The sequence below is a fragment of the Citrobacter sp. Cpo015 genome, assembly GCF_030333035.1.
Classification (GTDB): domain Bacteria; phylum Pseudomonadota; class Gammaproteobacteria; order Enterobacterales; family Enterobacteriaceae; genus Citrobacter; species Citrobacter portucalensis.
In genome coordinates, this window is record NZ_JAOWGS010000019.1 from 1,002,640 (window position 1) to 1,025,823 (window position 23,184).

The 23,184-nt window shown below is 51.6% G+C and carries 24 protein-coding genes; 15 read left to right on the forward strand and 9 right to left on the reverse strand.

The genetic code is table 11. From position 1 onward, the window contains the following. The first annotated feature begins 128 nt into the window (after positions 1 to 128). Complete coding sequence (rimL, locus tag OGY67_RS04910; protein WP_286573601.1) at positions 129 to 674, forward strand: 50S ribosomal protein L7/L12-serine acetyltransferase; 546 nt, start codon at positions 129 to 131, stop codon at positions 672 to 674. Here rimL and ydcK read toward each other — a convergent pair. Then, positions 666 to 1,646, reverse strand: a complete 981-nt coding sequence (gene ydcK / locus OGY67_RS04915) for a YdcK family protein (protein ID WP_286573603.1) — start codon at positions 1,644 to 1,646, stop codon at positions 666 to 668. The two genes, rimL and ydcK, sit on opposite strands and share 9 nt — an antisense overlap. Positions 1,647 to 1,759: 113 nt before the next feature. Here ydcK and tehA point away from each other — a divergent pair, with 113 nt between their 5' ends. From tehA to OGY67_RS04930, 3 genes are all read left to right on the forward strand, one after another. Further along, entirely contained in the window at positions 1,760 to 2,761 is a 1,002-nt protein-coding gene (gene tehA / locus OGY67_RS04920) for a dicarboxylate transporter/tellurite-resistance protein TehA (protein ID WP_008784854.1), read from the forward strand. Continuing rightward, entirely contained in the window at positions 2,761 to 3,357 is a 597-nt protein-coding gene (gene tehB, locus OGY67_RS04925) for a tellurite resistance methyltransferase TehB (protein WP_071446324.1), read from the forward strand. Before tehA ends, tehB begins: the two co-directional genes overlap by 1 nt. A gap of 155 nt (positions 3,358 to 3,512) precedes the next feature. Beyond that, positions 3,513 to 4,187, forward strand: a complete 675-nt coding sequence (locus OGY67_RS04930) for a DUF3313 domain-containing protein (protein ID WP_003833157.1) — start codon at positions 3,513 to 3,515, stop codon at positions 4,185 to 4,187. A gap of 37 nt (positions 4,188 to 4,224) precedes the next feature. On the opposite strand, the gene OGY67_RS04935 is transcribed toward OGY67_RS04930, so the two are convergent. Further along, positions 4,225 to 5,133: a DMT family transporter gene (locus OGY67_RS04935; protein WP_032943534.1), complete on the reverse strand. Its 909-nt coding sequence runs from the start codon at positions 5,131 to 5,133 to the stop codon at positions 4,225 to 4,227. A 184-nt stretch (positions 5,134 to 5,317) separates the two neighbouring features. On the opposite strand from OGY67_RS04935, the gene OGY67_RS04940 reads away from it, so the two are divergent. Further along, on the forward strand, positions 5,318 to 6,187 hold the full coding sequence (locus OGY67_RS04940; protein ID WP_286573606.1) for an AraC family transcriptional regulator: 870 nt from the start codon (positions 5,318 to 5,320) through the stop codon (positions 6,185 to 6,187). Here the strand turns inward: OGY67_RS04940 and OGY67_RS04945 are convergent. Then, entirely contained in the window at positions 6,170 to 7,336 is a 1,167-nt protein-coding gene (locus OGY67_RS04945) for a benzoate/H(+) symporter BenE family transporter (protein WP_126317998.1), read from the reverse strand. The genes OGY67_RS04940 and OGY67_RS04945 overlap by 18 nt on opposite strands. A 105-nt stretch (positions 7,337 to 7,441) precedes the next feature. Between OGY67_RS04945 and OGY67_RS04950 the strand changes: the two genes are divergently transcribed. Together OGY67_RS04950 and rlhA are read left to right on the forward strand one after the other, a co-directional pair. Beyond that, positions 7,442 to 7,978 carry a helix-turn-helix domain-containing protein gene (locus OGY67_RS04950; protein WP_071446326.1) on the forward strand — a complete coding sequence of 179 codons (537 nt, stop codon included), beginning with the start codon at positions 7,442 to 7,444 and terminating at the stop codon, positions 7,976 to 7,978. Between the two features lie 79 nt (positions 7,979 to 8,057). Further along, positions 8,058 to 10,019 (forward strand): 23S rRNA 5-hydroxycytidine C2501 synthase, encoded by a 1,962-nt coding sequence (rlhA, locus tag OGY67_RS04955; protein ID WP_198802257.1) that lies wholly within the window; start codon positions 8,058 to 8,060, stop codon positions 10,017 to 10,019. Between the two features lie 3 nt (positions 10,020 to 10,022). On the opposite strand, the gene OGY67_RS04960 is transcribed toward rlhA, so the two are convergent. The 4 genes from OGY67_RS04960 to OGY67_RS04975 all read right to left on the reverse strand — a co-directional run bounded on the left by OGY67_RS04960 (position 10,023) and on the right by OGY67_RS04975 (position 12,981). Further along, complete coding sequence (locus tag OGY67_RS04960) at positions 10,023 to 10,253, reverse strand: DUF2554 family protein (protein ID WP_003020233.1); 231 nt, start codon at positions 10,251 to 10,253, stop codon at positions 10,023 to 10,025. A 189-nt stretch (positions 10,254 to 10,442) separates the two neighbouring features. Beyond that, complete coding sequence (locus OGY67_RS04965; RefSeq protein WP_003020230.1) at positions 10,443 to 10,568, reverse strand: DUF2474 domain-containing protein; 126 nt, start codon at positions 10,566 to 10,568, stop codon at positions 10,443 to 10,445. After that, positions 10,568 to 11,578, reverse strand: a complete 1,011-nt coding sequence (gene cydB, locus OGY67_RS04970; RefSeq protein ID WP_111465540.1) for a cytochrome d ubiquinol oxidase subunit II — start codon at positions 11,576 to 11,578, stop codon at positions 10,568 to 10,570. Before cydB ends, OGY67_RS04965 begins: the two co-directional genes overlap by 1 nt. Next, a complete protein-coding gene (locus OGY67_RS04975; RefSeq protein ID WP_060682173.1) occupies positions 11,578 to 12,981 on the reverse strand; it encodes a cytochrome ubiquinol oxidase subunit I in 1,404 nt (467 codons plus the stop codon). Before OGY67_RS04975 ends, cydB begins: the two co-directional genes overlap by 1 nt. 310 nt (positions 12,982 to 13,291) lie before the next feature. Between OGY67_RS04975 and OGY67_RS04980 the strand changes: the two genes are divergently transcribed. The 6 genes from OGY67_RS04980 (at position 13,292) to patD (ending at position 20,397) form a co-directional block, all read left to right on the forward strand. Further along, on the forward strand, positions 13,292 to 14,701 hold the full coding sequence (locus OGY67_RS04980; protein ID WP_286573610.1) for an aminotransferase-like domain-containing protein: 1,410 nt from the start codon (positions 13,292 to 13,294) through the stop codon (positions 14,699 to 14,701). Between the two features lie 327 nt (positions 14,702 to 15,028). Then, on the forward strand, positions 15,029 to 16,174 hold the full coding sequence (gene ydcS / locus OGY67_RS04985) for a putative ABC transporter substrate-binding protein YdcS (RefSeq protein WP_286573613.1): 1,146 nt from the start codon (positions 15,029 to 15,031) through the stop codon (positions 16,172 to 16,174). Positions 16,175 to 16,190: 16 nt separating this feature from the next. Next, positions 16,191 to 17,207: an ABC transporter ATP-binding protein gene (locus tag OGY67_RS04990; protein WP_048235324.1), complete on the forward strand. Its 1,017-nt coding sequence runs from the start codon at positions 16,191 to 16,193 to the stop codon at positions 17,205 to 17,207. Beyond that, complete coding sequence (locus OGY67_RS04995; protein WP_003833133.1) at positions 17,208 to 18,152, forward strand: ABC transporter permease; 945 nt, start codon at positions 17,208 to 17,210, stop codon at positions 18,150 to 18,152. Further along, complete coding sequence (locus OGY67_RS05000; RefSeq protein ID WP_003020204.1) at positions 18,142 to 18,948, forward strand: ABC transporter permease; 807 nt, start codon at positions 18,142 to 18,144, stop codon at positions 18,946 to 18,948. The genes OGY67_RS04995 and OGY67_RS05000 overlap by 11 nt, the downstream gene beginning before the upstream one ends. A gap of 21 nt (positions 18,949 to 18,969) precedes the next feature. Then, on the forward strand, positions 18,970 to 20,397 hold the full coding sequence (patD, locus tag OGY67_RS05005) for an aminobutyraldehyde dehydrogenase (RefSeq protein WP_079934066.1): 1,428 nt from the start codon (positions 18,970 to 18,972) through the stop codon (positions 20,395 to 20,397). A gap of 193 nt (positions 20,398 to 20,590) precedes the next feature. Here the strand turns inward: patD and OGY67_RS05010 are convergent, their stop codons facing one another. Next, the gene (locus OGY67_RS05010; RefSeq protein ID WP_286573617.1) at positions 20,591 to 21,718 is read right to left on the reverse strand and encodes a multidrug effflux MFS transporter; all 1,128 of its coding nucleotides are present in this window, start codon (positions 21,716 to 21,718) and stop codon (positions 20,591 to 20,593) included. Positions 21,719 to 21,819: 101 nt separating this feature from the next. On the opposite strand from OGY67_RS05010, the gene OGY67_RS05015 reads away from it, so the two are divergent. Further along, complete coding sequence (locus tag OGY67_RS05015) at positions 21,820 to 22,599, forward strand: AraC family transcriptional regulator (protein ID WP_286573619.1); 780 nt, start codon at positions 21,820 to 21,822, stop codon at positions 22,597 to 22,599. Positions 22,600 to 22,718: 119 nt separating this feature from the next. Here the strand turns inward: OGY67_RS05015 and yncL are convergent, their stop codons facing one another. Further along, positions 22,719 to 22,814 carry a stress response membrane protein YncL gene (gene yncL, locus OGY67_RS05020; protein ID WP_071524268.1) on the reverse strand — a complete coding sequence of 32 codons (96 nt, stop codon included), beginning with the start codon at positions 22,812 to 22,814 and terminating at the stop codon, positions 22,719 to 22,721. Between the two features lie 192 nt (positions 22,815 to 23,006). Between yncL and OGY67_RS05025 the strand changes: the two genes are divergently transcribed. Further along, positions 23,007 to 23,180: a GhoT/OrtT family toxin gene (locus OGY67_RS05025; protein WP_003020198.1), complete on the forward strand. Its 174-nt coding sequence runs from the start codon at positions 23,007 to 23,009 to the stop codon at positions 23,178 to 23,180. Positions 23,181 to 23,184: the final 4 nt, after the last annotated feature.

The following is a 23,184-nucleotide window of genomic DNA, read 5'->3' on the forward strand; positions in this document are numbered from 1 at the left end:
CACGCCAGAGATTCTTTCTAAGTGATTGCTGTTACAGCATAAAAATAAGACATCCCCGGCGCTAAACAGAGTAATATCGGCTACTGCCAGTCAGAAATGCCCCGTTTACGATCGCAAAGGAGATAAACATGTCAGAAATAATTATCGTTAGTGACGCGCTGGAACTGCGGGCGGTAGAAGAACAACACGTCACCCCTCTGCATCAGTTGGTGCTTAAAAATAAAACCTGGCTCCAACAGTCACTGAACTGGCCGCAGTTTGTCGAATCTGAGGACGACACGCGTAAGAACGTGCAGGGGAATATGATGTTGCACCAGCGCGGCTACGCCAAAATGTTCCTTATTTTCGAACAAGGGGAGGTGGCTGGCGTTATCTCGTTTAACCAGATAGAGCCGCTGAACAAAGCCGCTTATATTGGTTATTGGCTGGATGAAGAGCACCAGGGCAAAGGCATTCTGTCTCAGGCGCTACAGGCAATGATTCGTCATTATGCGCAGCGCCAGGAGATTCGCCGCTTCGTGATTAAATGTCGTGTAGATAACGTTGAGAGCAACCAGGTTGCACTGCGCAATGGCTTCCGACTGGAAGGATGTATGCAACAGGCGGAGTTCCTTAATGGCGATTACCATGACGTGAATCTCTACGCCCGCATCATTGATGGCTCTTCAGAATAAACCGGCGATAGGGGTGCGCGTGATACGTTGTTCGCCGTTGATCACTTTTGGCCCGCGCAGATGGATTGCATCGCCATCAAAGGCTTCAACTTGGGCCTGATCGGTTATCTCAATATGATGCTCGATCAGCACTTCACCCAGAATACAGGCATAGCCTTCAATCAGGATGTGACCGTCAAGCTGGAGCGGTCCGCCACGTAATTGCGCATGCCCCCCAACCAGCACGTGGTGTTTCAGCACGCAGTTACCTTCAACCACCGCGTGTTCCGCCACCTGCGAGCTGTAGCGCAGGGTAGGAATGGCGTCTTCATCCGTTCCGGCGATGACGCGTGCATGCCCATAGACTTTGGCGCAATCGCAGATCCAGACATTATTCTCTTCGTTGCCTTCTATCCGTGCAAAATCAAAAACTTCAGCCCGATGTTCTATAAAGGCATAATTGATCATCGCATCGCCATAGATTTGCGCCTGATGCACCACGCGTGAATTGCTGACTGCCGCCCGCTCGTAAATTTGCAGGAGCTGGTCGCTTTCACGGGTTAACCCTCTGGCTGCAATGATTTCAGAGTCACACACAATGCGTGCATCACCGCAGATGAGGCACTCACCGCGAACAACAGAATCCTGAATGGTGACGTTGTCACGTATTTGCGCGTTATGGCTGATTTCTGCTCGGTCAATCCAGACGGCATCACCAATCTGCGCGCCATCTCTGACCACGCTTGCCTTTGTAATACGGGCGTCTCCGGTTATCATTGCGCCGGAAAACGCGAGCGCATTCTCATCGTATATCCAGCAATTACCGCTTTGCGACAGAACACTTTCATCATCAATCCAGCCACCGAGCGTACCGGATCTAACATCATTAAAATCAATGAGTGCGATGATTTGGCGTAGTAATACACTTTTTTTATTGCCATTATCCTGGTAACTAAAGGAGCGAGATTCATCGCTTAGACGGTATTTGGTCATAGCTCATTTCCATGTTGCGCACCTTAGTTAAACGTAGCAAAGTTTTCTGCACTGGCTAAACCGGCAGATATTCCATAAAATGTATTTCAAATATACTTTAAAAAATAAACAAAATGAGTAAGAACAAACAGAGTGAACGGGTCCTCAATCTTCCGGCCGGTTATTTTGGCATGGTACTGGGTACAATTGGGATGGGATTTGCGTGGCGTTACGCCAGCCAGGTGTGGCCGGTGAGCCACTGGATTGGTGATGGCTTAGTCATCCTTGCAATGGTCATCTGGGGATTGCTGACGCTGGCCTTTCTGAGCCGTTTACTGCGTTTTCCGCATAGCGTACTGGCGGAAATTCGTCATCCGGTGATGAGTAGCTTTGTCAGTCTGTTTCCGGCCACCACGATGCTGGTCGCGATTGGATTTGTTCCGTGGTATCGACCGCTGGCGATTGGGTTATTCAGTATTGGCGTGGTCATACAGCTGGCATACGCAGCCTGGCAAACGGCAGGGCTGTGGCGTGGGGAGCATCCGGAAGAGGCCACCACGCCGGGTCTGTATCTGCCAACCGTTGCCAATAACTTTATCAGCGCCATGGCCTGTGGTGCACTTGGGTTCAACGATGCCGGGTTGGTGTTTTTGGGCGCCGGGGTATTTTCCTGGCTCAGCCTGGAGCCGGTGATTCTGCAGCGTTTACGTAGCTGCGGTGAACTACCGACGGTTTTACGGACTTCACTTGGTATACAGTTGGCACCCGCGCTGGTGGCCTGTAGCGCCTGGCTTAGCGTCAACGGCGGCGAGGGGGATACGTTAGCTAAAATGCTATTTGGTTATGGTCTGCTGCAACTTCTGTTCATGCTACGCCTTATGCCGTGGTATTTGTCACAGCCATTTAATGCGTCATTCTGGAGCTTCTCGTTTGGCGTGTCTGCGTTGGCGACAACGGGATTGCATCTTGGGCACGGCAGTGAATCAGGATTTTTTCATACGCTGTCTATCCCACTGTTTATTTTTACCAATTTTATCATTGCATTATTACTGATACGTACGTTTGCATTGCTGATGCAAGGGAAACTGCTCATCCGCACGGAGCGTGCTGCATTACTGAAATCTGAGGATAAATAATGACCCTTTGCGACGAAAACTACTTTACTGAAAAATATGATTTAACCCGTACGCATTCCGATGTCGTTGAAGCGGCAAAAGTGGTTGCACCAGGTAAAACGTTAGATCTGGGCTGCGGTAACGGCCGAAACAGCCTGTACCTGGCGGCAAACGGCTATGACGTTACCGCATGGGATAAAAACCCCATGAGCATCGCTAACCTTGAGCGCATCAAAGCGGCTGAGGGGCTGACCAACCTGAACGCGAAGGTCGCTGACCTTAATGCGTTACGTTTTGAGGGGGAATACGATTTTATTCTATCTACCGTTGTGTTGATGTTCCTTGAAGCCAAAACAATCCCTGGCCTTATTGAGAATATGCAACGTTGTACTAAACCGGGTGGATATAACTTAATCGTCGCGGCGATGGATACCGAAGATTTTCCGTGCACAGTTGGTTTTCCGTTCGCGTTTAAAACCGGAGAATTACGCAACTATTACAGTGGGTGGGATCTGCTGAAATATAACGAAGACGTAGGTGAACTTCATCGTACAGATGAAAACGGTAATCGAATTAAACTGCGCTTTGCCACCATGCTGGCACGCAAAACTTCCTGAACCTCCCGTTTGGGTTAACTCTTTCTGCGTTCAGCATTTTTTGTGCTGAGCGCAGAGATAAAATTGTGCGGTGCTTACCATTTTTAGTACATCCAAAATGAAACTGTTTTGCTATCCTTTTTAGGCATCATTGCGAAAACTAAAGGGATCGTTTCATGCGTACTCAAACTTTATTTAAAGTTGCAGTGCTTACTGGCTTGTTGGCATTATCCGGCTGTGCGTCAAAAGTGACCGAGCCGGATAAATATTCTGGGTTTTTAAAAAATTACTCTGATCTGAAGGAAACAAAATCAGCATCGGGACAAACGGTACTCCGTTGGGTTGATCCGAGCTACAACGAATCCAAATATGACAACATCGTGTATAACCCGGTAACGTATTATCCGGTTCCTAAACCTACTACACAGGTAGGGCAGCAGGTTCTTGATCAATTACTGACCTATACCAATACGAAGTTGAAAACGGCGATCGGTCAGCGTAAACCTCTGGTTACAACCCCAGGGCCACGTAGCCTGATTTTCCGCGGAGCGATTACCGGTGTTGCGACCAGCAAAGAAGGACTGCAGTTCTATGAAGTGGTCCCGGTTGCACTGCTGGTTGCGGGAACGCAAATGGCGACGGGTCACCGTACCATGGATACCAACCTCTATTTCGAGGGTGAGTTGATTGATGCAGCGACCAATAAACCGGTGATTAAAGTTGTACGTAAGGGTGAAGGTAAAGACCTGAACAACGAAAGCACGCCGATGGCGTTCGAAACGTTGAAGAAAGTTGTTGATGACATGGCGACCGATGCCTCCATGTTTGATGTGAACAAAAAACCACAATAAAAATGATGAACGCACCATCTCTGGATGGTGCGTTTTTTTATGCCACACGACGACGGTAGAGTAGTTTACCCATCAGCGCTTCCGGTCGGGCAAACATCACCAGATTTCCCAGTAAGATCAACACGAGTCCAGCAATCGCGTTAACTTGCCAGATGTATCCTTCATACAATGTTGACAGCGTCAGCGCCACCAGCGGGAACAGCAGCGTGCTGTATGCCGCCTTACTGGGACCAATGCGACCTACCAGCGTGAAATAAGCGCCAAAGGCAATCACTGAGCCGAAAATAGCCAGATATAACAGCGCGCTAAGATAGCTGAATGTCCACTGTGGCGTGAAGTTGTCGCCGCGCACCAGCGCAATGGCGGCGATCAGCAGCGTACCGTACAGCATGGCCCAACTGTTGGTTGTTAACACTTCCAGCCCTTTTTTCTGGTGACGCAGGCTGATCATATTACCTAATGAGAAGCCGAAGGTTCCCAAAGCGCTTAAACCGATGCCCAGTAACAGTGAATGATTAAACCCGCTGTTGAGCAAATCCTGCCAGAACAGAGTCACGATGCCCGTTAGTCCCAGACCCGCTGCAATATAGAAGCGCAGCGGTGGTTTTTGCCCAAAAAAGATGAAGCTATTGACTGCATTGAACAGGACGGCCATCGAGAAAATCACCGACTCCAGGCCGGTATTAATCCATGCCGCAGCCGTATAAAAACACCAGAAGTTAAAGCAAAAAACGCACCCGCCCTGTAACAGACAAAACAGATGATCGCGGCCAGACAGTTTGCGTAATTTACCGCTTAGCAACAGGATCACTATCATCACCGAGCTGGCAACGGCGAAGCGCCAAAAGATAGAAACCGGTGCAGAAACCGGACCTTGCTGCAAATAAATCGCAATCCATGTCGTTCCCCAAATAACCACTACCAGGCAGTACAACAGTGCGTTCATACGACTCTCTCTTTATTCATTCAGACTTACACTGTGTCACGACGGAATGCAGGAGGCTTTCATCGGCTTGCGGTGGACTTGCAAAATCTTGCGCTTTTTTTAGCGTAATAGTGAAAAGGCAGCTGTTAACGATATGTAGCTGATATAGACTGAAAGCCTGCTAACTTATTTTGAATGTGATGGTATGTCTCAGCCCTACGGTGCCTTTGAAAACTTGCGCAAACATAATGCCGTGCTGCATGAATCGGTTGCGTTACATTCAGGGATCCAACTGGCGGCCTGGTCGAACAAACGCGATACCATCACCCAATATTGCGATCACCATACGCTCAGTTTATACATCGCAGATGGTTACGAGAGTTACCACAAGACGGCGGGAGGCTGGAAGAATGGCGGGGGACCAGACCGTTTTTGCCTGATGCCGAAAGAGAGTGAGTCCAGTTGGGATATTCGTGACGATCTTTCCTTTGTTCATCTCTATTGTACGGACACGCATTTGCGCGAAGTGGGTGAAAAAGTCTGGGACAAAAGCCCCTATAGCTTCACGCTGGACGAGCATACGTTTGGCAGTGACCCGGGGATCACGGCGGTTTACCGTCAGTTTTTGCTTGGTAATGACTGGCAGCAACCGGCCAATCACCTCACGCTTAGCGCGGCATCTTCACTACTGTTAACGCATCTGATCCAGCATTACAGCAATGTGCAATGGCGACTTCCCGTCGTCACCGGAGGGCTTGCGCCTGCCATATTACGCAACGTGCTGGCCTATATTGAAGCACATCTGGCGTATCCCATAACGTTGAGCGATCTGGCAGGTGAAGCAGCGCTAAGTGAATTCCATTTTGCCAGAATGTTTCGCCAGTCGATGAATATGGCGCCTCATCAGTACGTCATGCAACGCCGTATGGCGCTGGCGCAGCAACTGGTCTGTTGTTCATCACGCAGCCTGTCGGATATTGCAATGGCCTGTGGGTTCAGTTCGGCGAGCCATTTCAGTAACCGGTTTAAACAAGTGACGGGTAAAACGCCAACGCAGCTACGCGCGGCGAAATAACGTCAACACTGAGTAGCAGATACCGCCGACGACCAGCCCCCAGAATGCAGACCCAACACCAAATACCGTCAGACCACTGGCCGTAACCAGAAAAGTGACGATGGCCGCATCGCGTTCTGCTTCATTATGTAAGGCTTGAAATAAACTACCGCTAATCGTGCCGAGTAATGCCAGACCAGCAAGCATCTGGATCCAGCTTACGGGCAGGGCTGCCATCAGTCCTGTGACCGAACCGCCAAACACCCCAGCCAGAATGTAAAAGACACCCGCTGCCGCTGCGGCGAGCCAGCGTCGATTTGCATCTGGATGGGCTTCGGGGCTTTGGCAAATTGCGGCGGTTATGGCGGCGATGCAGATGGAATAGACGCCAAACGGCGAAAATAGCAGTGCCAACAGACCCGTAAAAACAATCAGGGGTGAAACGGGTAACGAATATCCAGATGCTTTCATGGTCGCAATACCGGGGGCATTTTGCGAAGCCATAGTGACCAGAAACAGCGGTAGCGCAATACTGATACTGTGGGCTAATGAAAAGTGTGGTGCAATAAACGCTGGCAACACCGGTGACAGATTAACACCATCGGTGACAATGTCACCTTTAACCAGGGCGATGGCTATACCTACCAACATTGCGGCGATAACGGCATACCGTGGGGCGATTACTTTTAGTACCAACCACGCCAGCAGCATGCTGCCGCACAAGATAAGCTCACTGTTCAGGCTATTGAACGCCTGCAAACCAAAACGCAGCAAGATCCCGGCCAGCATGGCCGATGCCAGCGAGTGGGGAATAATTTTCATCAGGCGGGCAAACAGCCCGGTTATACCGCACAGCACAATCAATGCATTAGCTACGATAAAAACACCGATAGCATCCTGAATCGATACCCCTTGCAGGCCCGTCACCAGCAGCGCGGCACCGGGCGTTGACCATGCGGTAAGTACAGGGGCGCGATACCACAATGTCAGCGCCAGCGTACTGACCCCCATTGCTAGCCCTAGTGCGGTCATCCAGCCTGCGATTTGTCCGGTCGTCGCACCTGCGGCGAGCGCCGCTTGCCAGATAATGGCCGCTGAACTGGCGTAGCCGACCAGGACCGCCACAAAACCCGACAAAACTGTAGGCAGGGGGATGGAAAATGTGCGCATAGCAACTCCGCGTGCGTTATAACGGTCAGTCACTGTAACACTGTGCGTTATAGCGTACAAGTGCTAAGCTGTAGCCCTGAGAAAGGAGAGCGACGAAGGAGAAAAATGGACAACTTAACCCACTATCTGGCCACAACGCTCAAAACGCTACGTCACCAGAGGGAATGGAGCCTTTCGCGTCTGGCGGAGGAAACTGGCGTGTCAAAAGCGATGCTGGGGCAGATTGAGCGCAACGAATCCAGTCCAACGGTGGCAACATTGTGGAAAATAGCCACCGGACTGAACGTCCCGTTTTCAACGTTTATTTCACCACCAGAGTCAGACGGCACGCTAACATTCGATCCCCAGCAGCAGGCGATGGTCGTCACACCGTTGTTCCCGTGGGATCCGCAACTGTGCTTCGATCATTTTTCGATACTGCTGGCACCCGGCGCGCTCAGTGAATCTACTCCGCATGAAACCGGCGTAATTGAGCACGTGGTGGTGATTAGTGGTCTGCTGGATATGTGTATTGAGGGGCAGTGGCGCACCTTTAAATCCGGTGAGGGTGTCCGTTTCGCCGGAGATACGGCACATAGTTACCGTAACAGTAGCGAGCAAACGGTTCATTTTCATTCGCTGATCCATTACCCACGCGGTTAATCGGGAAAACTATTCCGAAACGCCGCGCTTGTGACTACAATAACCGCCATTTTTACCGCTTGTGGATGGTAACAACTGTATGCGCCAGCAGCCTCATCACCTTGAATTGTTAAGCCCGGCTCGGGATACCGCCATTGCGCGCGAAGCCATTTTGCACGGCGCAGACGCCGTTTACATTGGTGGACCAGGTTTTGGCGCGCGTCATAACGCCAGTAATAGCCTGAAAGATATTGCCGAATTAGTGCCTTTTGCCCATCGTTACGGGGCAAAAATCTTTGTGACGCTAAATACGATCTTGCATGATGATGAGCTGGAGCCCGCACAACGGTTAATTACCGATCTGTATCAGACCGGCGTTGATGCCCTGATCGTGCAGGATATGGGGATTCTGGAACTGGATATTCCCCCGATTGAACTGCACGCCAGCACCCAGTGCGATATTCGCAGCGTTGAGAAGGCGAAATTTCTATCCGATGTGGGATTCACCCAGATTGTGCTGGCGCGCGAACTGAGCCTTGAGCAGATTAACGCTATCCATCAGGCTACCGATGCGACCATTGAGTTTTTCATTCACGGTGCGCTGTGCGTTGCCTATTCAGGGCAGTGCTATATTTCACATGCACAAACCGGACGCAGCGCTAACCGCGGCGACTGTTCCCAGGCTTGCCGTCTGCCGTATACCCTGAAAGACGATCAGGGGCGCGTGGTATCCTATGAAAAACATCTGCTATCGATGAAAGATAACGATCAGACCGCCAATCTGGGTGCGTTGATTGACGCAGGTGTGCGTTCCTTCAAAATTGAAGGGCGCTATAAGGACATGAGTTATGTGAAGAATATTACCGCGCATTATCGCCAGATGCTCGACGCCATCATTGAAGAACGCGGCGATCTGGCCCGTTCATCAGCGGGACGCACCGAACATTTCTTTACCCCATCCACAGAGAAAACCTTCCATCGCGGCAGTACCGATTATTTTGTGAATGCCCGTAAAGGGGATATCGGTGCATTCGACTCACCAAAGTTTATCGGTTTGCCGGTCGGCGAAGTCCTGAAGGTGGCAAAAGATCATCTCGATGTTGAAGTGACCGAACCGCTGGCAAACGGGGATGGCCTGAACGTGTTAATCAAACGTGAGGTGGTTGGATTCCGCGCCAACACCGTGGAAAAAATGGGGAACAATCGTTATCGGGTATGGCCGAATGAAATGCCCGCCGATCTGCACAAAGTGCGTCCGCATCATCCGCTGAATCGCAACCTCGATCATAACTGGCAGCAAGCGTTAACAAAAACTTCCAGCGAACGCCGTGTTGCGATCGATATTGAGCTCGGCGGCTGGCAGGAGCAGTTGATTCTGACGCTCACCAGTGAAGAGGGCGTGAGTATCACCCATACGTTGGACGGCCAGTTTGAGGAAGCGAACAATGCGGAAAAAGCGTTGAGTAACCTACAGGATGGACTGGCAAAACTTGGTCAGACTATGTACTACGCCCGTAATATTCAGGTGAATCTGCCGGGCGCGCTGTTTGTGCCAAACGGTCAACTAAATCAGTTCCGGCGTGAAGCCGTTGATATGCTGGATGCAGCGCGCCTGCAAAGCTATCAGCGCGGTAGCCGCAAACCGGTATCTCAGCCAGCGCCGGTTTATCCACAAACGCACTTGAGTTTCCTGGCTAACGTCTACAACCAAAAAGCGCGTGAGTTTTATCACCGTTATGGCGTTCAGTTGATTGATGCAGCCTATGAAGCACATGAAGAAAAGGGCGAAGTGCCGGTGATGATCACCAAACATTGCCTGCGTTTCGCCTTTAACCTGTGTCCGAAACAGGCGAAAGGTAACATCAAAAGCTGGAAAGCAACACCGATGCAACTGGTTAACGGCGATGAAGTCCTGACGCTGAAATTTGATTGCCGACCGTGCGAAATGCACGTAATCGGCAAGATGAAGCACCACATTCTGAAGATGCCGTTGCCGGGCAGCGTCGTGGCTTCGGTCAGTCCAGAAGAACTGATGAAGACACTGCCGAAGCGCAAAGGTTAATCGTTAGCTCAGATGTGTATCGGGTTTGCGTGATTTTTGCCAGTGATGGTGCTCACGAAGATCGGCGGCGGATTCTTCCGCCGTCACTCGAAGTTCATCGCTGTCGGCCGTGTGTCGTAGTAAATGATCGGCATCCTGCACCTGAAGATATTCATGTCCCTGATTAGTAGCGAAAAGTTGACCGGAAAAAAGCGCGCTGGCCAGCAATAACACCGTTAACCCTTTCTTAAACATCATGCACCCTCTGGTACGTTAGCTGCGGAATTGGCGATAATTTCGCCCGGTGACTATTCAATATTTTAATCGGGTTAATGACAATCTCTGTTTTGCCATTTCGATGTTTTTTACATTTTTGTTTAGTCGATGTTGGGATTTGTAACAACCGGGCAATACAGTGCTGCCCGGTTGTTTGCAAGGAGAGTATCAGGACTTAAATCCGGCGGCTGTCATCAGGAGACGAAAGAACATACCAACGGCGGCCAGGGCCAGCACGCTGCCGCCCCAGAGGATCACCAGCCACATCAGGCGTTTCCAGATTGTTTGTTGCATCAATGATACCCCTCACCATGTTGAACTTTGCCGCGGAAAACGTAGTAGCTCCAGAAGGTGTACACCAGGATTATCGGGATAATCAGCAGTGCGCCAACCAACATAAAGCCCTGACTTTGTGCCGGAGCCGCCGCCTGCCAGAGCGTAATAGACGGTGGAATGATATGTGGCCAGATACTGATCCCCAGCCCGCTAAACCCGAGAAAAATCAGCCCCAGCGTTAATACAAAAGGCAGCGTATGGCAGTTATGTTGCCCCAGCGAACGCCACAGCCAGAGACTGATAAGCGCAACCAGCAGCGGAACCGGCATCAGGAACCAAAGGTTGGGCAGGCTAAACCAACGCTCGGCAATCGCGCTATGTGCCAGTGGTGTCCACAGGCTGATAATGGCAATCACAACCAACATTGCCAGCAGCAGTTTTTTGGCCACACTGCGCATTTTATCCTGCAACGGATTTTCGCTTTTCATCACCAGCCATGTCGCCCCCAGCAGGGCGTAAGCCACGACCAGACCAACGCCGCAGAACAACGTGAACGGGGTCAACCAGTCGAAAGGACCGCCGCTGTAGCTGCGTCCGGTAACGGAAAACCCGTTGAGTACGGCACCCACCACGACACCTTGCGTGAATGTCGCGAGGATTGAACCGCCGAGAAAGGCTTTATCCCAGAATGGTCGGTGAGCCGGTGTGGCTTTGAAGCGAAACTCGAACGCGACGCCGCGAAAAATCAGACCGATCAGCATCAGCGTCAGCGGGATGGTCAGCGCATCGACGATCACCGCATAGGCCAGGGGGAAAGCGCCGAATAATCCGGCTCCGCCCAATACCAGCCAGGTTTCATTGCCGTCCCATACCGGGGCTACGCTGTTGACCATAACATCGCGGTCGTCAGCGTCCTGAATCGCTGGGAATAAAATGCCAATCCCGAGATCAAAACCGTCCATCACAATATACATCAGCGTGGCGAAGACGATAATTACAAACCAGATAACTGATAAATCGATACCCATTAGCGATGTGCCTCCGGTTGAGAATCGAGGACGGCGGCTGAAAGCGGCCGGGCAGGCGTGCCTGTCGGCGGAATGGTCGGGTCATCTTCCTGTGGCCCTTTACGGATCAGGCGGATCATGTAGCTGTAACCCACGCCAAACACTGAGCTGTACACCACAAAGAAGGACAGCAGGCTGATGCTCATATGCAAATCGCCATGTGCAGAAACCGCATCCGCCGTACGTTGCAGACCGTAAACCACCCACGGCTGACGGCCAACTTCAGTGGTCACCCAACCGGCAAGGATGGCAATCAGACCGGAAGGACCCATCCATAAGGCAAAGCGCAGAAAAGGGCGCGAGGTGTATAAACGCTGCTTATAGCGCAGCCACAGGGCAAACGCGCCCAACAGGATCATCAGCATGCCTAGCCCGGCCATTATGCGAAACGACCAGAACACCATGGTGGAGTTGGGCCTGTCTTCTTTAGGAAACTCTTTTAGAGCCGGGACCTGTTTGTCCAGACTATGGGTCAGGATCAGACTGCCCAGCGCCGGGATTTCCAGCCCATAGCGGGTGCGTTCCTGCTCCATATCCGGCCAGCCGAACAGCAGCAGCGGAGTCGGTTCACCGGGGCGATTTTCCCAGTGTCCTTCAATCGCAGCAATTTTTGCCGGCTGATGCTTCAGCGTATTCAAACCGTGCATATCGCCAATCAAGGCCTGCAGTGGAGCGACGATTAATGTCATCCACAGCGCCATCGAAAACATCGCTCGAATTGCTGGTGTGTTATTCCCGCGCAGCAAATGCCATGCCCCCGAGGCAGCAACAAACAACGCGCTGCTCAGGAAGGCGGCAACCGACATATGCAGCAGACGATAGGGGAATGAGGGATTGAAAATAACGGCGAACCAGTCGACGGGAACGACCTGGCCGTTAACTATTTCATAGCCTTGCGGTGTCTGCATCCAGCTGTTGGAGGCGAGGATCCAGAAGGTTGAAATAATGGTACCCAGTGCGACCATGCAGGTGGCAAAGAAATGAAGTCCTGGACCAACCCGATTCCAGCCAAACAACATCACCCCAAGGAAACCAGCTTCGAGGAAGAAGGCGGTTAATACTTCATAGGTCAGCAACGGCCCAGTGATACTCCCGGCGAACTCGGAAAAACCACTCCAGTTGGTGCCGAACTGATAAGCCATCACCAGCCCGGAAACTACACCCATACCAAAATTTACGGCGAATATTTTCGACCAGAAATGGTAAAGCGATCGCCAGGTGGGATTTTTCGTTTTTAGCCATAGCCCTTCCAGCACAGCCAGATAACTGGCGAGCCCGATAGTAATAGCCGGAAAGATGATGTGAAAGGATACCGTAAACGCGAACTGGATCCTTGCCAGGTGAAACGCGTCAAGACCGAACATGCTTAACTCCGCAGGCAAAATTGATTTAGCGCAATTCTAAGTCTGAGGAGCAATGGAAGGCAGAAACAGAACAGTTCTTTTTAACCATAACAGTTGCAGCTCTGTTATAAGTTGCACTCGCTGATATGAAATCTGGAAGCTTGATTCCTGTTATTGAATAGCGTTCTCTTCTTGAAATACGCGCCGTAGGCAAAGAACTGTCATTACCGATGTTGTAAAACTGTTAACTATAACAGTTAAATAAAATACCCTGATTATGTAAACTGATATACACAGTGGTTGTCACCGACACCGGTAATCAGGACGAAAAATGAAAAAGTACCAGCGACTGGCAGAGCAAATTCGCGATCAAATTGCGTCTGGCGTATGGCAGCCAGGCGATCGCTTGCCATCCTTGCGTGAGCAGGTGGTCAGCAGCGGAATGAGTTTTATGACCGTCGGACACGCATACCAGTTGCTGGAAAGCCAGGGGCGGATTATTGCCCGACCGCAGTCTGGCTATTATGTCGCCGCGCGCCCCGAACGTGAATTTGCTGCGCCGCAGGTGCAGGTTATGCGCGATGAAGCGGTGGATATCAATACCTACATTTTTGATATGTTGCAGGCCAGCCGGGATGCGTCAGTGATGCCCTTTGCCTCCGCATTCCCCGACCCGCGGCTGTTTCCACTTCAGCAGTTGAATCGCTCGTTGGCGCAGGTGAGTAAAACTGCCACCGCCATGAGCGTGATTGAAAACCTGCCGCCGGGGAATGCTGAGCTGCGTCATGCCATTGCCCGTCGCTATGCTCAACAGGGGATGACCATTTCACCTGATGAAATCGTCATCACCACCGGCGCGATGGAAGCCCTCAACCTGAGCCTGCAAGCAGTCACCGAACCGGGTGATTGGGTAATTGTCGAAAACCCCTGTTTTTACGGGGCGTTGCAGGCCCTGGAGCGATTACGTCTGAAGGCGCTTTCGATTGCCACCGACGTAAAAGAGGGGATCGATCTCACCGCGCTGGAGCAGGCGTTGCAGGAGTACCCGGTAAAAGCTTGCTGGCTAATGACAAACAGCCAAAATCCACTGGGTTTTACGCTCAGCGCAGAGAAAAAGGCGCGTCTGGTTGCCTTGCTGGAAAAATACCACGTAATACTGATTGAAGATGATGTTTACAGCGAGCTGTACTTTGGCCGCGAAAAACCGTTGCCCGCCAAAGCCTGGGATCGCGCCGACAGCGTTCTGCATTGTTCGTCCTTCTCGAAGTGTCTGGTACCAGGATTTCGTATTGGCTGGGTAGCAGCAGGGAAACATGCCCGGCGTATTCAGCGACTCCAGCTAATGAGCACCTTATCTACCAGTTCGCCTATGCAGCTTGCCCTTGTTGATTATCTTTCAACCCGGCGCTATGACGCGCATCTGCGGCGCTTGCGTCGGCAACTGGCGGAACGTAAACAACAGGCCTGGCAAACGCTGCTGCGTCATCTTCCGGCGGAAGTCAAAATTCACCACAACGACAGCGGTTATTTTCTGTGGCTGGAGCTGCCGGAACCGCTTGATGCCGGTGTGCTCAGTAGCCATGCGCTGGCACACCACATCAGTATTGCGCCGGGGAAAATGTTCTCGACCTCGGGAAGCTGGACACGTTTTTTTCGTTTTAATACGGCATGGCACTGGGGAGATCGCGAAGAGCAGGCCGTAAAACAGCTTGGTAAATTAATTCGTGAAATGATGAAATAAACCATAACGCGCTATTCAATATAAATGAATAGCGTGTTCTTATTTTCGAAATAGTGAATGCTGAACCACGGTATTATTTATATCGGGTGCGTCCATACAAAATATCAATAGTTATTACTATTGCCACCTCTGCGTCTAACTCCTTGTCTATACTCCAGAAGATTACCCCCAGGTCAGAGTCTGTAGCGTAATGAGCGTTAGCTCACAACCTGATTAAATTTCCTTGCGCCAGCAGGAACGCTTACAACACCCCGACTATTTTTAGAAAAGGACATATATTTACGGCAAGGCTGCCGCTCAATATTTTTTAGACAGGAGTAAGACGTTATGAGCAAGCAGTTTGCCCTCAGTAGCCTGTGCGCACTCAGTATGACGCTGATGACTGCGCAGGCAGCCGAACCCCCCACATCATTAGATAAACCGGAAGGCCGCCTGGATATTATTGCCTGGCCGGGTTATATCGAACGTGGGCAAACCGATAAGCAATATGACTGGGTCTCACAGTTTGAGAAAGATACCGGCTGCGCGGTTAATGTAAAAACGGCAGCCACATCTGATGAAATGGTCAGCCTGATGGCAAAAGGCGGCTACGACCTGGTTACCGCTTCTGGTGATGCCTCACTGCGCCTGATTATGGGAAAACGCGTTCAGCCAATTAATACCGCGCTGATCCCTAACTGGAAAACCATCGATCCACGCGTGGTAAAAGGCGAATGGTTTAACGTTGGCGGAAAAGTTTACGGCACACCGTACCAGTGGGGACCAAACCTGCTGATGTATAACACCAAAATTTTCCCAACGCCGCCGGATAGCTGGAGCGTGGTGTTTGTTGAGCAAAAACTTGAGGATGGGAAAAGCAATAAAGGGCGCGTTCAGTCCTACGATGGCCCGATCTATATTGCCGATGCCGCGTTATTCGTTAAAGCCACTCAGCCGCAGTTGGGTATTACCGATCCCTATCAGCTCACTGAAAAACAGTATCAGGCGGTGATCAAAGTCCTGAGCGATCAGCACGCGCTGATCCATCGCTATTGGCACGATACCACCGTGCAAATGAGCGATTTCAAAAACGAAGGCGTGGTAGCGTCAAGCGCCTGGCCTTATCAGGCTAACGCCTTGAAAGGCGAAGGTCAGCCAATTGCCACGGTCTTCCCAAAAGAAGGGGTTACAGGATGGGCTGATACCACCATGCTGCACAGTGAAGCGAAACACCCGGTTTGTGCTTACAAATGGATGAACTGGTCATTAACCCCGAAAGTACAGGGCGACGTAGCGGCCTGGTTTGGTTCTCTGCCAGTGGTGCCTGAAGGTTGTAAAGCCAGCCCTCTGTTGGGTGAAAAGGGTTGTGAAACCAACGGCTATAGCTACTTTGACAAAATTGCCTTCTGGAAAACGCCGATTGCCGAAGGTGGAAAATTCGTTCCTTACAGTCGCTGGACGCAGGATTACATCGCCATTATGGGCGGTCGTTAATTCCACTGGGGGTTTTATGACGTACGCAGTGGAGTTTCATAACGTCTCGCGTTTGTATGGGGATGTTCGTGCAGTTGATGGGGTAAGTATTGCGATTAACGACGGTGAGTTTTTCTCTATGCTGGGGCCATCCGGCTCCGGCAAGACCACTTGTCTGCGCCTGATTGCCGGGTTTGAGCAGCTGTCAGGCGGCGCAATTACCATTTTTGGTAAGCAGGCCAGCGAATTGCCGCCCTGGGAACGGGACGTCAATACGGTATTTCAGGATTACGCGTTGTTCCCGCACATGTCGATTCTCGACAACGTCGCCTACGGGCTGATGGTCAAAGGCATCGATAAAAAACAGCGCCACGCGAAAGCACGTGAAGCGCTGGATAAGGTCGCACTCGGTTTTGTGCATGAGCGTAAACCGTCGCAGCTTTCCGGTGGGCAACGTCAGCGCGTGGCGATTGCCCGGGCGCTGGTCAATGAGCCGCGCGTCCTGCTGTTGGATGAGCCGCTCGGGGCATTGGATCTTAAATTGCGTGAACAGATGCAGCTGGAACTGAAAAAATTACAGCAATCTCTTGGCATCACGTTCATTTTTGTTACCCACGATCAGGGGGAAGCCCTGTCGATGTCCGATCGTGTGGCGGTGTTTAATAACGGTCGCATTGAACAGGTAGATTCTCCGCGTGAACTGTATATGCGTCCACGTACGCCGTTTGTGGCAAGTTTCGTCGGGACGTCCAATGTCTTCGATGCGACGATGTCGGCGAACGTTTGTGGGCTACAGGGGATGTTCTCCCTGCGTCCGGAACACATTCGCTTGAATGATACCGGAGGAGAAGTTCAGGCCCGGGGGGTTATTCAGGCGGTGCAGTATCAGGGGGCGGCGACGCGGTTTGAGCTAAAACTCGCCGGAGGGGAAAAATTGCTGGTTAGCCAGGCGAACCTGACGGGAGAAATGCTACCGTCAACGTTGTCGCCAGGTCAGCAGGTGATGGCATCCTGGTCACGCGACGTGATGGTACCGCTGGTTGAGGAGAGGTGAATGGCTATGAACGTCTTACATTCGCCTCCACAGTCGACCAATCTGAACCGGATCTCAGGTTACTTCTGGCGTAATCCGGGGTTGGGGTTATTTTTGCTGCTCCTCGGACCGCTGATGTGGTTTGGCATCGTCTACTTTGGCTCATTACTGACGCTGTTGTGGCAAGGTTTTTATACCTTCGACGATTTCACCATGTCGGTCACACCAGACCTGACGCTGGCGAATTTGCAGGCGCTGTTTAATCCCGCTAACTACGACATCATTTTGCGCACTCTGACGATGGCGGTAGCAGTCACCATCGCCAGCGCGATTCTGGCGTTTCCGATGGCGTGGTATATGGCTCGCTATACCAGCGGCAAAATGAAGGCTTTTTTTTACATTGCCGTAATGTTGCCAATGTGGGCCAGCTACATCGTTAAAGCCTATGCGTGGACGCTGCTGTTGGCTAAAGACGGCGTGGCGCAGTGGTTTTTAACCCACCTTGGGCTGGAGCCGTTGCTGCTTTCGTTCCTGACATTGCCTGCGGTAGGCGGCAATACGCTGTCGACTTCAGGGTTAGGGCGTTTCCTGGTGTTCGTCTATATCTGGCTGCCGTTTATGATCCTGCCGGTACAGGCCGCGCTGGAGAGACTTCCGCCGTCGCTGTTACAGGCTTCTGCTGATTTGGGCGCGCGTCCGCGTCAAACCTTCCGCTATGTGGTGCTTCCATTGGCGATACCGGGCATTGCAGCGGGTTCAATCTTTACCTTCTCTCTGACGTTGGGTGACTTTATTGTGCCGCAACTGGTAGGACCGCCGGGCTATTTCATCGGCAACATGGTGTATTCACAACAAGGGGCGATCGGCAATATGCCGATGGCGGCGGCATTTACTCTGGTGCCGATTGTGTTAATCGCACTGTATCTGGCGTTCGTGAAGCGTCTGGGAGCTTTCGATGCACTCTGAACGCGCACCCTGGCTACTCAAACTGGCGGCATGGGGCGGGGTTATTTTCCTGCACTTTCCCATCCTCATCATCGCCACCTATGCTTTTAATACTGAGGAGGCTGCTTTTAGTTTTCCACCCCAGGGATTAACGCTGAAGTGGTTTAGCGTTGCTGCGCAGCGTAGCGATATCCTGGAGTCTGTGACGTTGTCACTTAAGATCGCTGCGTTGTCGACAGCTATTGCCCTTGTTCTGGGGACGCTGGCCGCGGCCGCGCTGTGGCGTAGGGACTTTTTTGGCAAAAGTGCAATATCGCTGTTGCTACTGTTGCCGATCGCGCTGCCGGGCATTATTACCGGCCTTGCGCTGTTGACGGCGTTTAAAACCATCAACCTGGAACCAGGTTTTCTCACGATCGTAGTGGGCCATGCGACGTTTTGCGTGGTGGTGGTGTTTAACAACGTTGTGGCGCGTTTTCGCCGTACCTCATGGAGTCTGGTCGAAGCGTCTATGGATCTTGGCGCCAATGGCTGGCAAACCTTTCGTTATGTCGTGCTGCCAAATCTGGCATCGGCACTTCTGGCGGGGGGGATGCTGGCGTTTGCCTTGTCGTTTGATGAAATCATCGTGACAACGTTCACCGCCGGACATGAAAGAACACTTCCTCTGTGGCTGCTCAATCAATTGGGCCGTCCACGGGATGTGCCGGTCACCAACGTTGTGGCATTGCTGGTAATGCTGGTGACAACACTGCCAATTTTAGGGGCCTGGTGGCTAACGCGTGAAGGCGACACTCTCGCCGGAAACGGTAAATAAACGACGATATGGGAAATTGCTATGCAACATCAATTACTGATTAATGGCGAGCTGGTCAACGGTGAAGGTGAAAAGCAGCCAGTCTATAACCCTGCCACTGGTGAACTCATTCTGGAGATTGCTGAGGCGTCAGCCATGCAGGTTGATGCCGCTGTACGTGCGGCAGACGCCGCGTTTGCCACCTGGGGGCAAACCACGCCGAAAGTCCGCTCTGAACTGCTGCTGAAACTAGCGGATGCTATTGCTGATAACGCGCAAACCTTCGCTGAGCTGGAATCACTTAACTGCGGTAAACCGCTGCACTGTGTTCTCAACGATGAAATTCCCGCTATTGCCGATGTTTTCCGCTTCTTCGCCGGTGCGGCGCGTACCCTGCAAGGACAGGCGGCCGGTGAGTATCTGGAAGGGCATACCTCGATGATTCGCCGTGATCCGCTGGGCGTGGTTGCTTCTATTGCGCCGTGGAACTATCCGCTGATGATGGCGGCGTGGAAGCTGGCTCCAGCGTTGGCGGCGGGGAACTGCGTGGTGATTAAACCGTCAGAAATTACTCCGCTGACAGCGCTTAAATTAGCCGAATTCGCCAAAGACATTTATCCGGCTGGCGTGATTAACGTGCTGTTTGGTCGCGGTAAAACGGTGGGCGATCCGCTGACCGGTCATGAAAAAGTGCGTATGGTTTCGCTGACCGGCTCCATTGCAACCGGCGAACACATTATTCAGCACACCGCGCCGTCAATTAAGCGTACGCATATGGAACTGGGCGGAAAAGCTCCGGTGATCATTTTTGATGATGCCGATCTGGATGCAGTGGTGAGCGGCGTGCGGACCTTTGGTTATTACAATGCCGGGCAGGACTGTACCGCTGCTTGCCGAATCTATGCCCAGAAAGGCATTTATGATGCACTGGTCGAAAAACTTGGCGCCGCCGTTGCCAGCCTGAAAATCGGTCCGCCGAATGATGAATCGACCGAGCTGGGACCAGTGAGCTCGCAGGCACATCTCGATCGCGTGACTAAAGCGGTCGATGAGGCTAAAGCGTTGGGCCATATTAAGGTCATCACCGGCGGTAAAAAAGTGGATGGTTCAGGCTACTATTTTGCCCCGACGCTGCTTGCTGGGGCGAAGCAGGACGATGCCATCGTACAGCGGGAAGTTTTCGGTCCGGTGGTCAGCGTGACCGTATTTGATGATGAAGATCAGGTGCTGGCATGGGCCAACGATTCGAAATACGGCCTGGCATCCTCCGTCTGGACCCGGGATGTTGGGCGAGCGCATCGCTTTAGCGCTCGCCTGCAATATGGTTGTACCTGGGTCAATACCCATTTCACGCTGGTTAGCGAGATGCCGCACGGTGGGCAAAAACAGTCTGGCTATGGAAAGGATATGTCGGTTTATGGGCTAGAGGATTACACGGTTATTCGCCATGTTATGATCAAGCATGAGTAATATCTTAAGCGCGATCGGCGAATGGGGCACGGATAGCTAAATATTGGCATACGTGTGTCTATACTATTCGCGCCACTGGCCTCGTCGCCATCGGACGGCGGTAAGTTGGAAATATCCGCGAGGTCAGGCTAATTGATACAACAAAGCCCCAGCATATAGCCGGGGCTTTGTGCTTTCAGGATCGCCATCGGGTTTATCTGCGGCCCAGGCTGCAAAGCCAGGCGAGTAGGGCACAGACGCTCAGAACCAGCCCCAGTTGCTGCACCATGCCTGCTAAACCCAGCATCATCCCAAGTAACAGGTAATAGCTTAATCCGAACAAAGCACCTGCGGCACCGGCCTGTTCACGGTAGTGACGCAGCGCCTGACTCAGCACATTGGGAATGGCGATACCATAGGCAATCACCACGCCGAACACCGGAATCAGGATCCACGCGGAGTGCTGCAAACACCACGCGACGAGACCTGACAACGCTGCCAGCACACAGGCATAACGTACCAGTTGTTCCGGCGTCAGACCTGTCGTTAACAGTCTTCGGTTCAGCAGGCTACCTGACAGAGAAGCAAACGCAAGTAGCAACCCCGTCCAGCCAAAGGCTCTGGAGCTCCATCCTAATTGCCCAAAAAGAAACGGTGCCAGGCTGTAATAGCTAAACAGCATGGTGTTCAGCAGGGCAACCAGCATGGCGTTTTTCCGCAACTCACTGTCCCGCATCATGCGGGAAAATAGCGCGGCAAGCTTCGGGCTGAGCGTATGTTCGGGCCGGGTTTCTGGCAGCATGGTCGCTGTCAGTATTAGCAGTAGCAACGCCAACAGCACAAGGGCAACAAAGACACCGGTATGGCCGTACAGACTCACTAACCAACCTCCGCTTAGCAGGCCAAAAACCGGACTCAATGCCAGTGCGGCCCCCATCACGGAAAAGACGCGGGATAGCGCAGTTGATTCATAACTGTCCCTTAGCATGGTCTGTACCACGACCGACCCCGCAGCCGCACCGACGGCGGAGATCATCCGTGCCAGCAGCAAAACGCTGAAGTCGGTGGCAACAACGGCCAATGCGCAACCTGTTCCATAGCAGATAAGCCCTGCCAGCATCGCCCAACGTCGTCCGATGCAGTCACTTAGCCAACCCCACATCGCTACGCCGACGGCAAAGGCAACAAAATAAACGGAGAGTGTTTGAGCCGCGCGCTCACTGCTTACGTGAAAAGAGGTAGCGATACCCGGCAATGCCGGGCTGTAAATGGTTTCCACCAGTTGTGGAAACATAATCAGTAGCGTAAGAAGCCACAGCGATGGGCGACGAAGTGTGTTCATAGCAATATCCAGAGAGACAGAAAACAGGCGGGCATTATTGCTGAAAGGGATATGTCGTATTACCATTATCAGGACTTTAAATATCAAATATCAGACAGATAATGAAAATTGCCCCTGATGATGCTTTTGATGCGGATAGCTTTGATAAACCGGTAATCGGTATTGCTGCCGATATGGGGGTACATGATTCCGGGCGGCACAGTCATCTTCGTCATCAGCTACTTTTTTCGGCAGCGGGAAGTATTACGATTGAGCTGGAGCAGGCCCTGTGTCTGCTACCGCCACGTCGTGCGGTTTGGATCCCGGCAGGCACGGTACATCGTGCCATAATGCGTGGTGTGATGGCTTATCGCTCTTTGTACTTTTCTACCGCATTGCCGTTATCTGAGTTACCGCTGCAGATAGTCGAAGTTAATCCGCTGTTTTTTGAAGTGATAGAACGTATGGCCTTCTGGCCATGGGAAATGCCTGCCGCACAGCAGTCCAGCCTCATTACCGTTTTTTGTGAGGAAATGCGTGCCGCCCGCACTGAAAACTGGACATTGCAGTACCCCTCAGATCCACGGCTCAACGTGTGGCTCAAGGGATTACGCATGGGTGAATTGCCACCACGACTGAATCAATTGTCCCGACAGGTTGGGGCATGCGAGAGGACGATCAGCCGAATATTTATCAGGGATACCGGGATGAATTATCAGGACTGGCGGCAGCAATTTAGGTTGTTAAAAGCCATGGAAATGTTGGCTGATGGATGCCATATCAGCCAGATCGCGCAATATCTGGAGTTTGTCAGCGACAGTGCTTTTATTGCTTTCTTCCATCAACATACCGGCACAACACCTGGCCGTTATTCGGGCAATATAATGCCGCAGAAGGATTAGGGGTATTACATATTAAGGATAATTTACCCAGTGATAGCAGAGTGGGAAGATTGTTTACTGATGGCAGAGAGAAGATCCTCTCTGCCAGCGGACGCTGCAATTAATCAAGAAGCGTTACATCAAGCAAACCAGCCGAACCTTGCGGATATCAGACTGAAAAGTCCTACAGCAGCAAATATATTTATCAGCACCACAGTTTTACTGGAAACATTCATTTTTGCCACCTTTCGTTTTAACCCTTATGGGTATAGTACGGCTTATAACTATCCGCAATAGTACGAATTCTGAACATAATGAAAATGGGTTGTTTTACAGCCGTTTTTCTTAAATTAATTAATAAAACTTGATGTGAGTCATGAAAAAGAGCATATTGCGCGCGATTTTCCCTTCTGGCCAGGATGCCTTAAATGTCCCTATACCAAAAAATGTTGGTTTTTTATGCGGTGATGGCCGTCATCACGGCAATCATCACCTGGTTTCTTTCCCGCGATAAAAAGCGGATCCGCTTTCTTAGCGCGGTATTAGTCGGAGCGACCTGGCCGATGAGTTTTCCCGTTGCGCTGATGTTTTCTCTTTTCTGATGAC